Source organism: Microvirga sp. CF3016 (assembly GCF_036314085.1).
In the GTDB taxonomy this organism is placed as follows: Bacteria; Pseudomonadota; Alphaproteobacteria; order Rhizobiales; family Beijerinckiaceae; genus Microvirga.
Map to the genome: position 1 here is coordinate 43151 of NZ_JAYGGM010000015.1, position 17559 is coordinate 60709.

The window sequence follows — 17559 nt, forward strand, 5'->3', positions numbered from 1 at the left end:
ATGTCCGACACGATGCTGTGAGAGATCTCATTATGGAGCAGGCCTTGGCCGGGACCAGAAGGAGGGAGACCTGCTCAAGGGTGTTGCGGCAATCTTTGTTAATGCGAAGCGCTCCAGTCTCCGTCGCGTTTGAGGACAACGAAGGGAAGGAGATCCATGAGTTCCGAAATCCTCGTCAGGTCTTCCCTGATGAGAATATCATCTCCCGTGAGCACATTGCGCCAGCTCCCATGGGGCAGAGCCGCAGCGCTATCGCTCCAGACCGACGGATCGGGCAACAGGCTCTCCTTGCTCATCAAGTCGTTCCAGAGACGCGGCACGATGACAACCAAAGCCGATTCGCCGTGTTGTCTGACGAAGGCGAGCAGGTGAGAGGCCTGTCGGCCTTTGAGGGCCAAAGGCTGGTAGTCGCCATCAGCATAGAGCCAGGGGGATGCGGCACGATCGTGAAGAAGCAACGAGAGGATGCGCTGCTTGATCCGCCCGTCAGGCCAGCTCCTCATCAGTCCCGTGAGAGACCCGTCCCTATCGAGCCCTTCGACACGGGCTTCGTAATCGACCGGTCTCCGGTTGTCCGGATCGACAAGGGAAAAGTCCCAGAACTCGGTGCCTTGATAGATGTCCGGCACGCCAGGCAGCGTCAGCTTCAGAACGGTCCGTGAGAGACCGTTCAGCATGCCGAGAAGGGACAGGCGCTGGGCAAGGGGCCTGAAACGATCAATGAAGAGGCTCTTCGGATCGAGCGCGGCCTGAAGAAGCTTGAGGGCAGCACCCTCATAGGCCTCATCCGGCGCGACCCAGCTTGTATGCCGCTTGGCTTCCCGCAGAGCCTTGGTGAGATACTCCTTCATGCGCTCCTGGAACGCGGCAAGCTGCTTGCTGTCGGATCCTTCCAGAAGCTCAAGAGGCCAAGCCCCCAAAAGCGCCTGAAACAGGATCACCTGATCGTTGGCGTCAGGTGCGGGTGCGCCATTCACCTCGGTCAGATGAGGGGCGGCCGTCTCGTGCCAGAGAGCGAGAGCCTTTTCCCATTCATCCGGCATCTCGGAGAGGGCGAGCAGGCGGGCCCGTGTATCCTCGCCTCGTTTGGTGTCATGGGTCGCGGTCGCGATCATCGCATGCGGCCAATCGCGCGCGCGATCTACGTTCGCCGGATGGAAGGCATCCGGCGAGAGGCCGAAATGGCCCGGGTCGCCTCCGACCTCATTGAGCGCGATCAGGCGGCCATAGCGATAGAACAGGGTATCCTCCAGGCTCTTTGCCATGACGGGACCCGTCAGCTGCTGGAACCGTCTCCGGAAGCGGCGGATATCAGCCGCATCGGCAGCCACCTTGCCGAGCAGAGCTGAGGCGATGAAATCGTGCACGCTGCGATCGGCCAGGGCGCTGGATTGCTGGGCCATCCTGACCGTCTCATCGATCAATGTCACGTCCTCGGTCACCGGTTCCGCATCGCGGAGATAGCTGCGATAGACCGGAACGGCGGCGATGATCTCGATCAGGGCTCGCTGTAAGGAAAAAGCCGTATAGTCCCGCGTGCGCCTGTCGGCATCGGCGATCCGTTTGATATCGGAGACCAGAACCTCCAGTTCGCTGGCGAAATTCTTCTCGGTGATCTCGATCTTGGCCTGTTTCAGCAACTCGTCATAGGAGCCCTGAAGACCCGAGGCCTCCCGATAGATGCGCTCGAACGTGTCGCCTGCCTCGGCATTCACCAGCACACCGTCGATTACGTTGAGGGCGTCGTAACCCGATGTTCCGGCCACCGGCCAGGGACGCAGGATCTCGCCCGGCTCCAGGATCTTCTCGACCGCCACATAGAAGCCCGGTCCCACCTTCTGCTGCAGGGCACGGGTATAGCCCTCCGGATCGGCGAGGCCGTCGATATGGTCGATCCGCAGACCGTGGACGAGGCCCTCGTCCACCAGACGGACGATGAGTTCATGCGTCTTCTCGAAGATCTCCGGGATCTCGACCCGGATGCCGGCCAGGGTGTTGATGTCGAAGAAGCGGCGGTAGTTGATGTCGCTCGACGCCACCCGCCAGTAGGAGAGCCGGTAGGCCTGCGCCTCCAGGAGGCGATGCAGGGTGTTGAAGCTCTCAGGCTGGCCGGAAACGCCGTTGACGGTCGCGACGGCGCTGTCGATGGCCTTCCTCAGCGACGGCGAGGCCTTCGCCACTCGTGCGAGATTGCATTTGAACAAGTCCGCCTTCTCCGGAAGAGAGACCTGATCATCCCCTGCTATGCGATCGTTTAGTGCCCGCAGCTGCTCCGTAAGGCTGCACAACTCCCCGGATTTTGCCGGATCGCCAAGGGCCGCCAGCGCCTGATCGAGCACGACCGGATAGGTCGTCGGGCAGATCGGGAAGCGATGCTCCCAGTGCCAGACGCTGAAGGAGCCTTCGACCGGGTCGAACTTCAGCTGCAATTCGCCCTTCTCCAGAACATCCCCGTAGAGCCCGCCCAGGGACGGGACGATCAGCTTGCCGTCGGCGCCGGGCCGCTCCCAATCGATGTCGAAGGCTCTGGCCACGGGCGAGAGCCGGCCCCATTCGAGCACCGAGAGCCACCAGCCGTTGTCCTTCCCGCCCACGCCCATGTGGTTGGGAACGATGTCGAGAACGAGCTTGAGCCCGTGTTCTCTCAAGGCGTCCGAGAGGCGGCGGAAGCCGTCCTCTCCGCCGAGTTCCGGATTGATCGATGAATGGTCGACGATGTCATAACCATGGGTCGATCCGGGCGCGGCCGTCTGGATCGGCGAAGAATAGACGTGGCTGATGCCGAGCTTCGCCAGATAGGGCACGATCTTCACCGCATCGTCGAAGGTGAAGTCCTTGTGAAACTGCAGACGGTAGGTGGCCCGCGGCGGGGGCGAGGCGAGGACGTTGCGACGGGAGCGGACATCCCGCCCTTCCTCGGCCAGAGCGACGGCGAGCTTGCGCATCAGGCTTCCGGGTGCGGCTATGGTCTCGATCGTGTTCGACAGGCGCCGGCGCCAGTTGGGGTGCCCCATATCCATGCCCGGCATGTTGGGCTGGTTCAACTCGCCCGAGGCATCCTCGATCTGCAGGGCCGTGAGCACCGACGACGTGCGGGCGAGGTAGCGAACCGTTTCTTCCAGCGGCGGCTTTTCCGGAACTTGCGGCGAGGGGAGGAGACCTTCCTGGGCCAGAGCCTCCTTCAGATGCCGTTTGTCCGCGTCCCGTGCGATGCGCTCGTCGGCAGCCCGGGCCGGGGCGAAGATGCCGAGGGTCTGGCGCAGGTCGATGTCGAGGCCGCGCCACCAGCCGATGAAGGTCGGCAGGTCATGGGTGGTGAGGACGGCAAGAGCCGAGCGGGGATATTGCTCCGGCGTCCTGAAGGCCGATCCCTCCCTTTCGAAAGGCAGCACCCGGTAGCTGAGGATGCCCGATTCCATGATGGCATCGGAGAAGCCCTCCGGCGCCGTGCCGAGGTCCTCGGCGATCACGAGGCAGTTGGCGCGGTGGCTCTCGACACGCAGCACAGCGAGCATCGCGTCGAACGGATAATCCACATAGGCGCCCTGGGACGCGGGAGCGCCGGACGGAATGAGAAACAGGCGCTGAAGCTGGAAAGCGTGATCGATCCGGATGGCTCCGGCATGGCGCATATTGGCCGAGACCAGATCGCGGAACGCGGCAAGGCCCTGCTCCTCCAGGGTGAGCGGGTTGAAGGGCGGGAGGCCCCAATCCTGTCCCTGCGGGCCAAGCGGATCCGGCGGCGCTCCGATGGAAAGCCTCGGGGCATAGCGCTCCGGCGCCGCCCAGATTTCGGACCCGCCGCCGTCGGCGCCGACGGCGAGATCCCGGTACAGACCGATGGGCAGTCCTGCGGCACGGGCCCGCTCCGCCGCCTGACCGAGCTGAGTGTCGGCCAGCCATTGCAGCCAGACATGGAAGGCCACGCGTTCGGCATGGTCCAAGCGGAAGCGCCTGACCGCCACGGAATGGACGGAGCGATACTCCTCCGGCCATTCGCCGACCCAGAACCGGCCCTGCTGCCGGAGATGCTCGGAGAGCGCCTCGAAGGTGGCGTGCGCCTCCAGGGCTTCGCCGCCTGCACGCCGGAACGCCTCGAAGGCGGGGTGGGCACCCGAGCCCAGGAAATGCCTCCAGAGAGCATCGAGAAGCGGGCGCTTGATCGTCCAGACCGCGGCATAATCGATGAGCGGGGCGCTCCGGAGCCGTGCGAGGCGCTCCTGCATGTCCGGATCTTCGAGCCACCTCCGAGCGCCGCTTTCCGCGAAACCTTCGACGCGGGTCGGATCGATATAGAGGGGTTCGAGAAACAGACGCGAGGACGGGGAATAGGGCGATATCTTGGAGCGATCGGACGCGAAGAGCGCATGGACCGGGCTGAGGCCGAGGAAGGCGCCTCCGAGGCGACCGACATCCTCGGCAAAGAGAGCCACATCGGAATAGTCGCCGATGCCGAGATCCCGTTCCGAGCGCAGGGAGTAAATCTGAGCCGTCGCGCCCCAGAGCCTTGCCTCGCCTTGCAAGGCCTCCGGCTCCCAGCACCTGGGAGGCGCGGCGATGACCGTCGTCTCCCTGTCTTCCACGCGGAAACGATGGTAGCCCGCCGGCAGGGCGGGAAGGCCCAGGCTGAGGTCGCCCTTGCCGAGCCGTCCTTCGTGGACCGCACCATCCTCCTCGATCAGGATCCATGCCTGCTGCCCGGGAGAGGCGCGGAATTCGATCGTCGAGGGTGCTTCCGCGTCGACCGTGATGACCGCCGGGAGAGGTCCGTGCTTCAGGCGCTCCAGCCGGGCCAGGCTCTCCTGCGCGCCCGCCTCGGACGAGATATCGAGCCCGAGCCCGGCGAGCAGCGCCTGCCGGGTGGCCGGGCTCGTCTCGACGCTCTGGCCGAAAGCATCGGTGTAGTCAGGGGATATACCGACAAGGGCGGCCATGCGCTCCAAGAGAGCGTCCAGCTTGCTCATGTCGATTGTCCTTTCAAGATGATCCCAGACCAGGGCGGAAGTTGCAGATTCTCCTGGCCCACGTCGAGCCCGGGACTGGACCAGAGCACACGGGCATCGACCTCGACGATTTCGTTCATGGAAGCGTTGCCGAAATTGGCGAGAAGACGCAGTGAGCCTTCAGCGAAGGTCCAGGTCACGTCAAGGGCGTTGTCCGGCGACACCTTGTAATGCGAGCCGCGGTACTCGCTCTTGAGCAGCGGAACGATTTCCGTTCGCCTCAGATCGAGCAGGTGACGGGTCTGCGACAGAACCTCCCGGTGCGGCGACCGATCGGTTTCCGACCAGTCGATCCTGGATCGCTCGAAGGTTGTTCGATCCGTAGGATCGGGAATCTTCTGCGACATCTCCGGATCCGTGAAGGCCTTGAAGCGCTTGAACTCGCCCCGACGTCCGTCACGAACCGCCTTGGCAAGATCCGGCTCGCTTTCGAAGTCGACGAAGAACTGGAAGGGACTCGATGCCGCCCATTCCTCGCCCATGAACAGTAGCGGGATCTGGGGCGAGAGCAGAAAGATCGCCTGCGCGAGCGCGAGCCGCTCCGGCGGGATCAGATGCGCGAGGCGCTCGCCGAAGGCGCGGTTTCCGACCTGGTCGTGGTTCTGGAGAAAGGCCACGAATGCACTCGGTGGCAGATGGCCCGAGGGTTCGCCGCGGATGACGCCGTCCTTGTGCGGCGACGGATCGCCCTGATAGGCGAAGCCTTCCGCCAGCGCACGCCCGAGATGCTCGAGCGGCCTGTTCGCATAATCTTCGTAATAGCCCTCGTTCTCGCCGGTCAGGAGAGCGTGCCAGGAGTTGTGGATGTCGTCCGCCCATTGCGCCGTGTGGAGCTTCGGCTTCCGGTTGTCGTCGCGATTGAGCCAGCGCGCCTGGTTGGCTTCGTTCTCGAGCACGAGGTGAACATGGCGGTCGGAGATCGCCTGCCGGATGCGGTTCGCCAGTTCCTCGATGAAGTGCGGGCTCCCGTCATCCATGATGGCATGAACGGCATCGAAGCGCAGGCCGTCGATGTGGAATTCCTCCAGCCAGTAGAGCGCGTTATGGAAGAAGAAGTCGCGCACCACGGGACTGCCTTCGCCGTCCACGTTGATCCCGGCGCCCCAGGGTGTCGGGTGGCGTTCGGTGAAGAACGTCTTGGCATAGGCGTGGAGATAGTTTCCAGACGGGCCGAAGTGATTGTAGACCACGTCGAGGAAAACCATCAGGCCAAGCTCGTGTGCGCGATCGACGAGGCGTTTGAGGTCCTCCGGGCTCCCATAGGCGGCGTCCGGCGCATAGGGCAGGACGCCGTCGTAACCCCAGTTGCGTCGGCCAGGGAACTCGCCGATGGGCATGAGTTCGATCGCCGTCACGCCAAGGTCGCGCAAACGGTCGAGCTTGTTCATCAGACCCGCATAGGTGCCCTCGGGCGTCGCCGTGCCTACATGGACTTCATAGAGGACGGTTTCCTCCCAAGGCCGGCCTCTCCAAGAGGTGTCCGACCAATCATAGGAGCGCGGATCGACGACAAGGCTGAGCCCATGGACGTCGTCCGGCTGGAAGCGGGATGCCGGATCCGGGACAGTGAGAGTGTCGTCGATCCTGTAGCCGTAGCGGCTCCCCGGGCGAGCATCCGCTGACACGACACGATACCAGCCGTCGCTATCCGCGTTCAGGGGCAGCTCGGCATCATCAAGAACAAGGCGCACCTCGCGCGCTGTGGGCGCCCACAGGGCAAAGCGAACGCCCTCGGAGGTTATCTCAGCCCCAAAGGGCATGGAGTGCACGCGCCGCATCGGATCTCCGGAAATAGCGAGGAAAGCACTTGCGAACGAGGTTGTTAAGGCAATGTTCCAGGCGACGACAAAAAAACAGCCAAGCTCATATTCCTGCAACATAAGCTCTGTAGGTTCGGAAACGTTCTTCCCGTCCGATCGGGTTAGTCGAAAATACTTTCAAATTCGATCGGAACCACATTGGGGGGAAGAGAGTTTAAAGCGCGACTGCCTCTGGCGCGGGGGGTCGCTGGGGATCGCGCCGCTGAGCGAACATGCTGGAATCAATTAAACTGGAAGCTCGTGGGGCTTTCCCGACGGTGGCGCATGCCGAATTGCAGGGCGGTGTTCAGCCGTCCATCTCGGTCAAACGTCGACAGTCCATCCTATTCGTGACATCCGAGATCGCCGATTACATCAAGGCCGGTGGCCTCGGTGAAGTGTCCGCTGCCCTGCCGCGCGCGCTGCGCCATCATTATGACGTGCGCATTCTGATTCCAGGATATCGCCAGGTTCTTTCGCAGATTGGGCCGGTGGAGGAAATCGCGCGCCTTCCGGCATCCTACGGGATTCCGGCCTGCGGCTTGGGACGTGGCACGACGCAGGACGGCCTGACGGTCTACGTTCTGCTCTGCCCGGAACTCTACGATCGCGACGGCTCGCCCTATGTCGACAGCTTCGGTGTGGACTGGAGCGACAACGACATCCGCTTCGCCCGTCTGGGCCTTGCCGCCGCCGACATTGCCTGCGGCAATGGCGATCATCTGTGGCGCGCCGATCTCCTTCACCTGAACGATTGGCCGTCGGGCCTTGCCTCGGCTTACCTCGCTTGGCGCGGCCAGCACATTCCGACGATCTTGACCATTCACAACCTCGCCTATCAGGGCAATTTCGATCGCAGCCGCTTGTCCCATCTCGGCATTCCCGATGCCGCCTTTCAGATCAACGGCGTCGAGTTCTACGGCAAGCTGTCCTTCCTGAAGGCGGGCATTTACTACTCGTCGCATATCACGACAGTCAGCTCCACCTATGCCCAGGAGATCACGCGGCCGGAATTCGGCTGTGGTCTCGACGGGTTGCTGCGGACCTGCGCTGAGCAGGGGCGGCTGGACGGCATCATCAACGGCATCGACGAAAGCTGGGATCCGAGCAAGGATCCGTATCTAGTGAGCCCCTTCTCGGCCGAGAATTGCCGAGGCAAGCGCGCTAACGCCAACAACGTGCGCGAGAATTTCGGGCTTGCCCTCTCGAGCGGGCCGCTCTTTGCTGTCGTCTCCCGTCTCGTCCATCAGAAGGGTGTCGACCTTGCCATCTCGGCGGCCGAGACCATCGTGTCGCAGGGCGGGCAGATCGCTGTCATCGGTCAGGGCGAGCCGCGCTTCGAGGCGGAGCTGCAGGCGCTTGCAGGCCGCCATCCTGGATCTGTGGGCGTGAAGATCGGCTATGACGAAGGAGATGCGCGACGCATGTATGCGGGCAGCGACTTCCTGCTCATGCCCTCGCGCTTCGAGCCCTGCGGTCTGAGCCAGATGTATGCGCAGCGCTTCGGCTCTCTGCCGATCGCGCACAAGACCGGCGGTCTTGCCGATACCATTGAGGACGGCGTCAACGGCTTCCTGTTCGGCGAGCCTTCGCTCAACCGCTTCAAGGATGCCATCAAGCGCGGCCTTGAGGCTTTCCGCTCACGACCGCGCCTCACGGCCATGCGCAAGGCGGCGATGCAGCGGCCACACGGATGGGATCGATCGGCGTCCCGCTATCAGGAGGTCTACGAGAGGGCGCGCCAAACAGCGCTCGCGTAACCGCGCCTGCATTTTGATCACTGACAGAATGGGCTGAACACGCGTCAGCCCATTTTTCGTTCAGCGAGGCCGTTCCATAGTCTCAACTGCAATTTCGTTGCAGCCTTATTCTTAAGCCTGTGCCGCTTTTTCGGGCAGATTGCACGCGACTGTCTTCCCGCCGCCTCCCGTGTCGAATTACCGGCACTCTGAAATAGGAGAAATCATCGCTGCTGGCATGGTTCTTGCGTAATGCCCCGACGTTGCACCTGAAACAGGGCAGCCAAGGGAGAGGACCTATGTCGATGTTGAATGTGACCCGTAGACACCTGATGGCGCTGGCCTCCGCCGCGCTGGTTTCCGGCGCTGTGATGGGAACGGCGCATGCGCAGGAGACCATCAAGGTCGGCGTTCTGCACTCTCTGTCCGGCACGATGGCTATCAGCGAGACGACGCTGAAGGACGTCATGCTGATGCTCATCGAGGAGCAGAACAAGAAGGGCGGTCTGCTCGGCAAGAAGCTCGAGGCGGTCGTTGTCGATCCGGCGTCCAACTGGCCGCTCTTCGCCGAAAAGGCGCGCGAACTGATCAGCCAGAACAAGGTTTCGGCGGTGTTCGGATGCTGGACGTCGGTGTCCCGCAAATCCGTGCTGCCGGTGTTCAAGGAACTCAACAGCATTCTCTTCTACCCGGTGCAGTACGAAGGCGAGGAGAGCGAGCGCAACGTGTTCTACACGGGCGCTGCGCCGAACCAGCAGGCCATTCCGGCCGTCGATTATCTCGCCAAGGAAGAGAAGGTCGAGCGCTGGGTTCTCGCCGGTACCGATTACGTCTATCCGCGCACCACCAACAAGATTCTCGAAGCCTATCTGAAGTCCAAGGGCGTGAAGGCCGAGGACATCATGATCAACTACACGCCGTTCGGTCATTCCGACTGGCAGACTATCGTGGCCGACATCAAGAAGTTCGGCTCGGCAGGCAAGAAGACGGCCGTGGTCTCCACCATCAACGGCGATGCCAACGTGCCCTTCTACAAGGAGCTCGCCAACCAGGGCGTGAAGGCAACGGACATTCCGGTCGTCGCCTTCTCCGTCGGTGAGGAGGAACTGGCCGGCATCGACACGAAGCCGCTCGTCGGTCACCTAGCCGCCTGGAACTACTTCCAGTCCGTCGAGACGCCCGAGAACAAGGCCTTCATCGACAAGTGGAAGGCCTTCACCAAGAACGACAAGCGCGTCACCAACGACCCGATGGAAGCGCATGTGATCGGCTTCAACATGTGGGTGAAGGCGGTGGAAAAGGCCGGCAGCACCGATCCGGACAAGGTGATCGACGCCATCGTCGGCGTCGAGGTGCCGAACCTGACGGGCGGCACCTCGAAGATGCTCCCGAACCACCACATCACCAAGCCGGTGCTCATCGGCGAGATCAAGGAGGACGGGCAGTTCGAGACCGTGTCGCAGACCGATGCGCTCGTGCCGGGCGATGCCTGGTCCAAGTACCTTGAGGGCTCGAAGGATCTGATTGCCGACTGGAAGGATCTCAAGTGCGGCAACTACAACACCGTCACGAAGAAGTGCGGCGCCTGATCGTCTGACACTGGAGGGCGGCCGTCACGGCCGTCCTCGCTCGACCCTCTGTTCAAAGTTGATGGCATGATCCGCTTGCGCAGCATCCTGCAGGCTTTCCTTCTCCTGATCGGCATGGCGTCCGCCGCCATGGCCGGGCCGTATGAAGACGCGCTGCCGAAGTTTGCAGCCGACAGCTATTCCGATACCGAGGCTGCCATCGGCGCGGTGGCGGCGAGCGGGCATCAGCAAGCGTTGAGCCTCGTCGAAGCCCTGCGCGAAGGGCGATTGATGGTCGCCAATGGTCAGGTCTACCTCCGTGGCGCTGCGGGCCAATTCGTGGATGCGGCCACCGGGCAGGTTGTCGAGGCTCCGGCCGGCGCCAAGCCCGTGCGGGTCAACAACCGCGTGCGCCGCGCCGTCGAAGCCGCGCTCGGCGGGATGACGCTGCTCAGCCCGGATGCCGGCACACGCCTCGACGCGGCGCGCGCAGTCTTTCGCTCGCGGGACGCCGCCGCGCTGCCGGCTCTCGACATGGCCATCGCGCAGGAGAGCGACAGCAAGGTGAAAGGTGCTCTCGAAAGCGCCCGTGCTGCGGTTCTCCTGAACAAATCCGATGCGTCTTCATCCGAGAAACTGTCCGCCGTCGAAATCCTGCATGGCCGCGGCGATCAGGATGCGCTGGCGCTTCTCTCGTCATTGTCGCCTGGAACGCCCCGGGAGGTGTCTGAGGCTGCAACCAAAGCCGCAGATGGTATCCGTTCCCGGCTGGCGCTCTGGAATGCCGTTCAGAACGTCTGGTACGGAATCTCCCTCGGGTCCGTCCTGCTGCTCGCCGCCATCGGCCTGTCCATCACCTTCGGCACCATGGGCATCATCAACATGGCCCATGGCGAGATGGTCATGATCGGCGCCTACACGACCTTCCTGGTGCAGGAGGTGATCCGCACCCACGCGCCTGGCCTCTTTGGTGCCTCCCTGTTCATGGCGCTGCCGCTTGCCTTCCTCGTGGCGGGCCTCATCGGCATTCTCATCGAACGCACCGTGATCCGCTTTCTCTACGGACGGCCGCTCGAGACGCTGCTCGCCACCTGGGGCATCTCCCTCATCCTGCAGCAGGGCGTGCGCACGATCTTCGGTCCCACCAACCGGGAGGTCGGCACACCCGCCTGGATGAGCGGCGCCCTGGAGATCGGCGGCTTGAGCCTCACCTACAACCGCGTCGCCATCGTGGTCTTCGCCTTCGCGGTCTTCTCCACCCTGCTTCTCGTGCTGCGCCATACGTCGCTGGGTCTGTATGTCCGCGCCGTCACGCAGAACCGGCGCATGGCCGGCTCCATGGGCATCCGGACGAACCGCATCGACGCGCTGGCCTTCGGCCTGGGGTCGGGCGTTGCCGGCGTTGCCGGCGTGGCGCTCTCGCAGATCGACAACGTCAGCCCCAATCTCGGGCAGGGCTACATCATCGACAGCTTCATGGTGGTGGTGTTCGGCGGCGTCGGAAACCTCTGGGGCACGCTGGTGGGCGCTATGACGCTCGGCGTCGCCAACAAGCTGCTCGAGCCTTATGCGGGCGCCGTGCTCGGTAAGATCGTGCTGCTCGTCGCGATCATTATGTTCATCCAAAGGCGTCCGCGCGGGCTCTTCGCGCTCAAAGGCAGGGCGGTCGAAGCATGACAAGGCAATCTACGCTCGATCGCCAGAGCATCATTGTCCTCCTTCTGCTGGCAGCCGCTGCCATCCTGGTGCCGGTCCTGAACGTGGCGGTGGATCCGGGATCCCCGTTCCACCTGTCGGATCATCTGGTGCCGCTCCTCGGCAAGTACATCTGCTTCGCCCTGCTCGCGCTGTCGGTCGATCTGATCTGGGGCTTCTGCGGCATCCTCTCTCTGGGCCACGGTGCCTTCTTCGCCCTCGGCGGCTATGCCATGGGCATGTATCTCATGCGTCAGATCGGACCACGCGGCGTCTATGCCGATCCGGTCCTGCTCGATTTCATGGTGTTCCTGAACTGGAAGGAATTGCCCTGGTTCTGGCACGGCTTCGACTGGTTCCCGTTCGCGGCTCTCACGGTGCTGCTCGTGCCGGGCCTCCTCGCCTTCGTGTTCGGCTGGTTCGCCTTCCGCTCGCGGGTGACGGGCGTCTACCTCTCCATCATCACGCAGGCCATGACCTTCGCCCTGATGCTCGCCTTCTTCCGCAATGACATGGGCTTTGGCGGCAATAACGGCCTCACCGACTTCAAGGACATCTTGGGCTTCCCGATCCAAGCCGCTTCGACGCGGATCGTCCTGTTCGTCCTGTCCGTCGCCGCACTTGCCGGCGGCTATCTGCTCTGCCGCTGGGTGGTAAATTCGAAATTCGGCAAAGTGATCGTGGCGGTGCGCGATGCGGAGAGCCGCACGCGCTTCCTCGGCTATCGTGTCGAGCACTACAAGCTTGCCGTCTTCACGCTCTCGGCCATGCTGGCAGGCCTCGCCGGCGCGCTCTACGTGCCTCAGGTCGGCATCATCAACCCGAGCGAGTTCGCGCCGGCCAACTCCATTGAAGTTGTGATCTGGGTGGCCGTTGGCGGGCGTGGAACTCTGGCGGGCCCGATTCTCGGCGCTCTCCTGGTCAATGCGGGCAAGACCTGGTTCACGGGCGTGCTGCCCGAGTTCTGGCTCTTCGCGCTCGGCGGCCTGTTTGTCTTCGTGACGCTCCTGATGCCGCGCGGCATTCTCGGGGCGGCCAAGGATCTGTGGACACGCACCGGGCAGCGGCTGAAGCCGAGCCCCATGCCTGAGCCGGTCTCGCAGGCGGCGGAGTGAGTCATGAGCGCACCTGTCACCCCGACGCTTCTCTATCTCGACAACGTCTCCGTATCCTTCGACGGTTTCCGAGCTTTGAATTCTCTGTCGCTCGCCGTCGATCACGCGGAGATGCGCGCCATCATCGGTCCCAACGGCGCGGGTAAGACCACGATGATGGACGTGATCACCGGCAAAACCCGCCCGAACGAGGGCACGGCGCTCTTCGAGGGCTCCCACGACCTGACGGCACTCGACGAAGCTGCGATCGCGGAACTCGGGATCGGCCGCAAGTTCCAGACGCCGACCGTGTTCGAGATGCACAGCGTCGAAGACAATATCCTGCTGGCGCTCAAGGAAAACCGCTCTCCCTTCGCGACCCTGCTGTCGCGGCGCACGGTTCAGGAGCGCGAGCGGATCGATGCGCTTCTGGAGCGGGTGCGCCTGACGGCCCAGCGTTACCGCAAGGCAGGGGAATTGTCGCATGGCCAGAAGCAATGGCTCGAGATCGGCATGCTGCTGGCGCAGCAGCCCAAGCTCCTGCTGATCGATGAGCCCGCCGCCGGCATGACCGATCAGGAGACCGCTGACACGGCCGATCTCCTGCGCGACATCGCCAAGACCCAGGCCGTCATCGTGGTGGAGCATGACATGACTTTCGTGCGCGACCTCGGCGTGAAGGTTACGTGCCTGCACGAGGGCTCGGTGCTCGCCGAGGGCACGCTCGATGCGGTGAGCGCGAACGAGCGCGTGGTCGAGGTTTATCTGGGACGATGACGATGCTGTCGGTCGACAATCTCTCCCTTTATTACGGTGCCGCTCAGGCGCTGCGCGGGGTATCCGTTGCCGCTTCCGCCGGCGAGGTCACCTGCGTGCTCGGCCGCAATGGCGTCGGCAAGACATCGCTCCTGCGCGCAATTGCCGGACACCGGCCAATCGCTGGCGGGACGATCCATTTCGAGGGCCGGGACATCGCGCGCCTTAAGCCCTTCGAGCGGGCCGCTCTTGGGATCGCCTACGTGCCGCAAGGCCGGGAGATATTCCCGCTTCTCACCGTCAAGGAGAATCTGGAGACCGGCTTTGCGCCTCTCAAGCGAGGCGAGAAGACAATTCCCAACGAGGTCTTCGAGCTGTTCCCGGTCCTGAAATCCATGCTCGGCCGGCGCGGCGGCGATCTGTCCGGCGGGCAGCAGCAGCAATTGGCCATCGGGCGGGCGCTGGTGACCCGTCCGCGCTTGCTTGTTCTCGACGAGCCGACGGAAGGCATCCAGCCGTCCATCATCAAGGATATCGGCCGGGCAATTGCCTACTTACGCGAACGGAAGGATATGGCCATCCTCCTGGTCGAGCAATATTTCGACTTCGCCCGCGACCTGGCCGACCGGTTCGTGGTGATGGAGCGTGGCGAGATCGTGCAGCATGGCAACCGCTCGGCGCTTGAGGGAGACGATGTACGTCAGCGCTTGGCCATTTGATGGTGTCTCCCAGCCAGCCCCTCAACAGCGCCAGCGTGCCGTCGGGCGCGTTGCGTTCAGCGCAGCGAGCCTGAGCGGCCGTACGCGACCTATGCAGATCGAGGAGAGCGGATCGATGCGGATCAGACTCCCGAAGGGGGAGGGGAGCGGGCTCGATGCCGTGCTCGTCAACACGGCGGGAGGCATCGCGTGCGGGGACCGTTTTGCTGTGGAGATCGAGGCGCGCTCTGGTGCGACGGTATCGGTTGCCACGCCAGCGGCCGAGAAAGTCTATCGCTCGGACGGGCCGGTCGCCCAACTGTCGGTCGATCTCAAGCTTGAAGCCGGTGCACGGCTCGACTGGCTGCCGCAGGAAACCATCCTGTTCGACAGGGCGCGCCTGCGTCGGACACTCACGGCCGAGATGCCTGCCGATGCATGCCTGACCGTGTTCGAGGCCGTTGTGTTTGGGCGCGAGGCCCGGGCCGAGCGCATCGCCCATGGCTTGTTCGAAGACCGCTGGCGCGTCCGGCGTGGAGGGCGCCTCGTTTATGTCGATACGATGCGGCTCGATGGGCCGATTGCCGACCTTCTCCGGAAACCTAGCGTCGGCAAGGGTGCCCGAGCCTTCGCCACGTTGATCCACGTTGCGCCCGATGCCGAGACTCGCCTCGACTCAGTGCGCGATTGGCTCTCCACAACGCATGGCTGCGATGTTGCGGCCAGTGCCTGGAACGGGCTTCTTGCTGTGCGCTTCTGCGCGATGACCATTGAGTCATTGCGCAATGCCGCTCTTCCTTTTCTTCTCGCCTTTCGCGGCGAGCCTCTGCCTCGCGTCTGGCTCAGTTAGGGTCGAACCATGCAACTCACGCCCCGTGAAAAAGACAAGCTCCTGATTGCCATGGCCGCCTTGGTCGCCCGCCGCCGGCTCGAACGCGGCGTAAAGCTCAATCACCCGGAGGCCATCGCCCTCATCACCGATACTGTCGTGGAGGGCGCGCGCGACGGCCGCTCCGTTGCGGAACTGATGGCGGTTGGCGCGCAGGTCATCACAACCGATCAGGTGATGGAAGGCGTCGCCGAGATGATCCACGACGTGCAGGTGGAGGCGACCTTCCCGGATGGCACCAAGCTCGTCACCGTGCATCATCCGATCCGTGGCGCGGCATCCAAGGACATTCCCGGGGAGGTGATCGTGCAGGACGGCGAGATCGTCTTCAATGAGGGCGCCGAACGCACCGTGCTCACCGTCGCAAATACGGGCGACCGGCCGATCCAGGTCGGCAGCCACTATCATTTTTATGAGACGAACCCGGCCTTGTCCTTCGACCGTGAGAAAGCCCGCGGGAAGCGGCTCGACATCGCTCCCGGCACGGCGGTGCGTTTCGAGCCCGGTTCCACGCGCGAAGTGGTGCTGGTTCCGCTCTCCGGCAGGCGGGAGGTCCATGGCTTCCGCCAAGCTGTGATGGGAGCGCTCTGATGTCGAATGCAAGAAAGCCCGCGTCCCTCTCGCGGTCCGGCTATGCCGACATGTTCGGCCCGACTAAGGGCGACCGCATTCGCCTAGCCGACACGTCTCTCGTGATCGAGGTGGAAAAGGACTTCACCACCTATGGCGAAGAGGTCAAGTTCGGCGGCGGCAAGGTCATCCGCGACGGAATGGGGCAGTCCCAGGCGACCCGTGCGGAGGGCGCCGTCGACACGGTCATCACCAACGCGGTGATCCTCGATCACTGGGGTATCGTGAAGGCCGATATCGGCATCACGGGTGGGCGGATCGCCGCCATCGGCAAGGCCGGCAATCCGGACGTGCAGCCCAATGTCGACATCATCATCGGGCCGGGCACGGAGGTTATTGCCGGCGAGGGCAAGATCATCACGGCCGGCGGCTTCGACTCGCATATCCACTTCATCTGCCCGCAGCAGATCGAAGAGGCGCTCATGTCCGGCATCACCACGATGCTGGGCGGTGGAACGGGACCCGCGACCGGCACCTTCGCCACCACCTGCACGCCGGGTCCCTGGCACATCGCGCGGATGATCGAGGCGGCGGACGCCTTTCCGATGAATCTCGCCTTCACCGGCAAGGGCAATGCCTCGAAGCCCGAAGCCCTGGAGGAGATGATCCGGGCCGGCGCCTGTGCGCTGAAGCTGCATGAGGATTGGGGCACGACGCCGGCTGCCATCGATTGCTGCCTGTCCGTGGCCGATGCTTACGACGTCCAGGTGATGATCCACACAGACACGCTCAACGAATCCGGTTTCGTCGAGGACACGATCGCCGCCTTCAAGGGACGCACCATCCACGCGTTCCACACAGAGGGAGCAGGCGGTGGGCACGCGCCGGACATCATCAAGGTGGCTGGTCTTCCCAACGTGCTGCCGTCCTCCACCAATCCGACGCGGCCCTATACGGTGAACACCATTGACGAGCATCTCGACATGCTCATGGTCTGCCATCACCTCTCGCCGTCGATCCCGGAGGATCTCGCCTTCGCCGAGAGCCGCATCCGCAAGGAAACCATTGCGGCAGAGGATATCCTGCACGACATCGGGGCGCTTTCGATGATGTCGTCCGACAGCCAGGCCATGGGCCGCGTCGGCGAGGTCATCATCCGCACGTGGCAGACGGCGCACAAGATGAAGGTCCAGCGTGGCGCGCTTCCCGGAGAGACCGGTGACAACGACAATTTTCGCGCTCGTCGCTATGTGGCGAAGTACACCATCAATCCGGCCATTGCCCACGGGGTGTCCCGACATATCGGCTCGGTCGAAGTCGGAAAGCTCGCCGATTTGGTGGTCTGGACGCCTGCTTTCTTCGGCGTGAAGCCTGATCTGGTGGTTAAGGGAGGTGCCATCGCGGCCGCTCTGATGGGCGATCCCAACGCCTCGATCCCGACGCCGCAGCCTGTGCATTACCGGCCGATGTTCGGTGCCTATGGCCGGGCGCTCGCCACGACATCGCTCACTTTCGTGTCGAAGGCTGCGGTGGAGAATGGCCTGGCAGCAAAGCTCGGCGTTCAGAAGCAGCTTGTGGCCGTCGAGAACGTCCGCGGCGGGATCGGTAAGAGGGACATGGTGCTCAACGATGCCACGCCCGTGATCGAGGTCGATCCCGAAACCTACGATGTCCGCGCCGACGGCGAACTGCTCGTCTGCGAACCGGCACAAGTTCTTCCCATGGCTCAACGTTACTTTCTGTTCTGA

11 protein-coding genes are annotated in these 17559 nt (G+C 63.4%); 9 read left to right on the plus strand and 2 right to left on the minus strand.

The annotated features are described in order from the left end of the window. Positions 1-98 precede the first annotated feature (98 nt). Together VB672_RS20070 and treZ are read right to left on the minus strand one after the other, a co-directional pair. Positions 99-4964, minus strand: coding sequence for a malto-oligosyltrehalose synthase (locus VB672_RS20070; RefSeq protein WP_329785985.1), 4866 nt, complete (start codon positions 4962-4964; stop codon positions 99-101). After that, entirely contained in the window at positions 4961-6781 is a 1821-nt protein-coding gene (gene treZ, locus VB672_RS20075; RefSeq protein ID WP_329785986.1) for a malto-oligosyltrehalose trehalohydrolase, read from the minus strand. The genes VB672_RS20070 and treZ overlap by 4 nt, the downstream gene beginning before the upstream one ends. Positions 6782-7035: 254 nt before the next feature. Here treZ and glgA point away from each other — a divergent pair, with 254 nt between their 5' ends. From glgA to ureC, 9 genes are all read left to right on the plus strand, one after another. Further along, entirely contained in the window at positions 7036-8562 is a 1527-nt protein-coding gene (gene glgA / locus VB672_RS20080) for a glycogen synthase GlgA (protein ID WP_329785987.1), read from the plus strand. A 311-nt stretch (positions 8563-8873) separates the two neighbouring features. Continuing rightward, positions 8874-10130, plus strand: a complete 1257-nt coding sequence (gene urtA, locus VB672_RS20085; protein ID WP_329786056.1) for an urea ABC transporter substrate-binding protein — start codon at positions 8874-8876, stop codon at positions 10128-10130. A gap of 66 nt (positions 10131-10196) precedes the next feature. Continuing rightward, positions 10197-11786 carry an urea ABC transporter permease subunit UrtB gene (urtB, locus tag VB672_RS20090; RefSeq protein ID WP_329785988.1) on the plus strand — a complete coding sequence of 530 codons (1590 nt, stop codon included), beginning with the start codon at positions 10197-10199 and terminating at the stop codon, positions 11784-11786. Then, entirely contained in the window at positions 11783-12919 is a 1137-nt protein-coding gene (gene urtC, locus VB672_RS20095; RefSeq protein ID WP_329785989.1) for an urea ABC transporter permease subunit UrtC, read from the plus strand. The genes urtB and urtC overlap by 4 nt, the downstream gene beginning before the upstream one ends. Before the next feature lie 3 nt (positions 12920-12922). Further along, entirely contained in the window at positions 12923-13675 is a 753-nt protein-coding gene (gene urtD / locus VB672_RS20100; RefSeq protein ID WP_329785990.1) for an urea ABC transporter ATP-binding protein UrtD, read from the plus strand. A gap of 2 nt (positions 13676-13677) precedes the next feature. Next, a complete protein-coding gene (gene urtE / locus VB672_RS20105; RefSeq protein WP_329785991.1) occupies positions 13678-14373 on the plus strand; it encodes an urea ABC transporter ATP-binding subunit UrtE in 696 nt (231 codons plus the stop codon). A 115-nt stretch (positions 14374-14488) separates the two neighbouring features. Beyond that, on the plus strand, positions 14489-15202 hold the full coding sequence (locus tag VB672_RS20110) for an urease accessory protein UreD (RefSeq protein WP_329785992.1): 714 nt from the start codon (positions 14489-14491) through the stop codon (positions 15200-15202). 9 nt (positions 15203-15211) lie between these two features. Next, positions 15212-15832: an urease subunit gamma gene (locus VB672_RS20115; protein ID WP_329785993.1), complete on the plus strand. Its 621-nt coding sequence runs from the start codon at positions 15212-15214 to the stop codon at positions 15830-15832. Further along, positions 15832-17559, plus strand: coding sequence for an urease subunit alpha (gene ureC, locus VB672_RS20120; protein WP_329785994.1), 1728 nt, complete (start codon positions 15832-15834; stop codon positions 17557-17559). The genes VB672_RS20115 and ureC overlap by 1 nt, the downstream gene beginning before the upstream one ends.

Coding starts and splice junctions, on each gene's coding strand:
- VB672_RS20070 (WP_329785985.1), bottom strand. CDS start 4,964: ATGAGCAAGCTGGACGCTCTCTTGGAGCGCATGGCCGCCCTTGTCGGT.
- urtC (WP_329785989.1), top strand. CDS start 11,783: ATGACAAGGCAATCTACGCTCGATCGCCAGAGCATCATTGTCCTCCTT.
- ureC (WP_329785994.1), top strand. CDS start 15,832: ATGTCGAATGCAAGAAAGCCCGCGTCCCTCTCGCGGTCCGGCTATGCC.
- urtD (WP_329785990.1), top strand. CDS start 12,923: ATGAGCGCACCTGTCACCCCGACGCTTCTCTATCTCGACAACGTCTCC.
- VB672_RS20115 (WP_329785993.1), top strand. CDS start 15,212: ATGCAACTCACGCCCCGTGAAAAAGACAAGCTCCTGATTGCCATGGCC.
- treZ (WP_329785986.1), bottom strand. CDS start 6,781: ATGCGGCGCGTGCACTCCATGCCCTTTGGGGCTGAGATAACCTCCGAG.
- urtA (WP_329786056.1), top strand. CDS start 8,874: ATGGCGCTGGCCTCCGCCGCGCTGGTTTCCGGCGCTGTGATGGGAACG.
- glgA (WP_329785987.1), top strand. CDS start 7,036: ATGCTGGAATCAATTAAACTGGAAGCTCGTGGGGCTTTCCCGACGGTG.
- VB672_RS20110 (WP_329785992.1), top strand. CDS start 14,489: ATGCGGATCAGACTCCCGAAGGGGGAGGGGAGCGGGCTCGATGCCGTG.
- urtE (WP_329785991.1), top strand. CDS start 13,678: ATGCTGTCGGTCGACAATCTCTCCCTTTATTACGGTGCCGCTCAGGCG.
- urtB (WP_329785988.1), top strand. CDS start 10,197: ATGATCCGCTTGCGCAGCATCCTGCAGGCTTTCCTTCTCCTGATCGGC.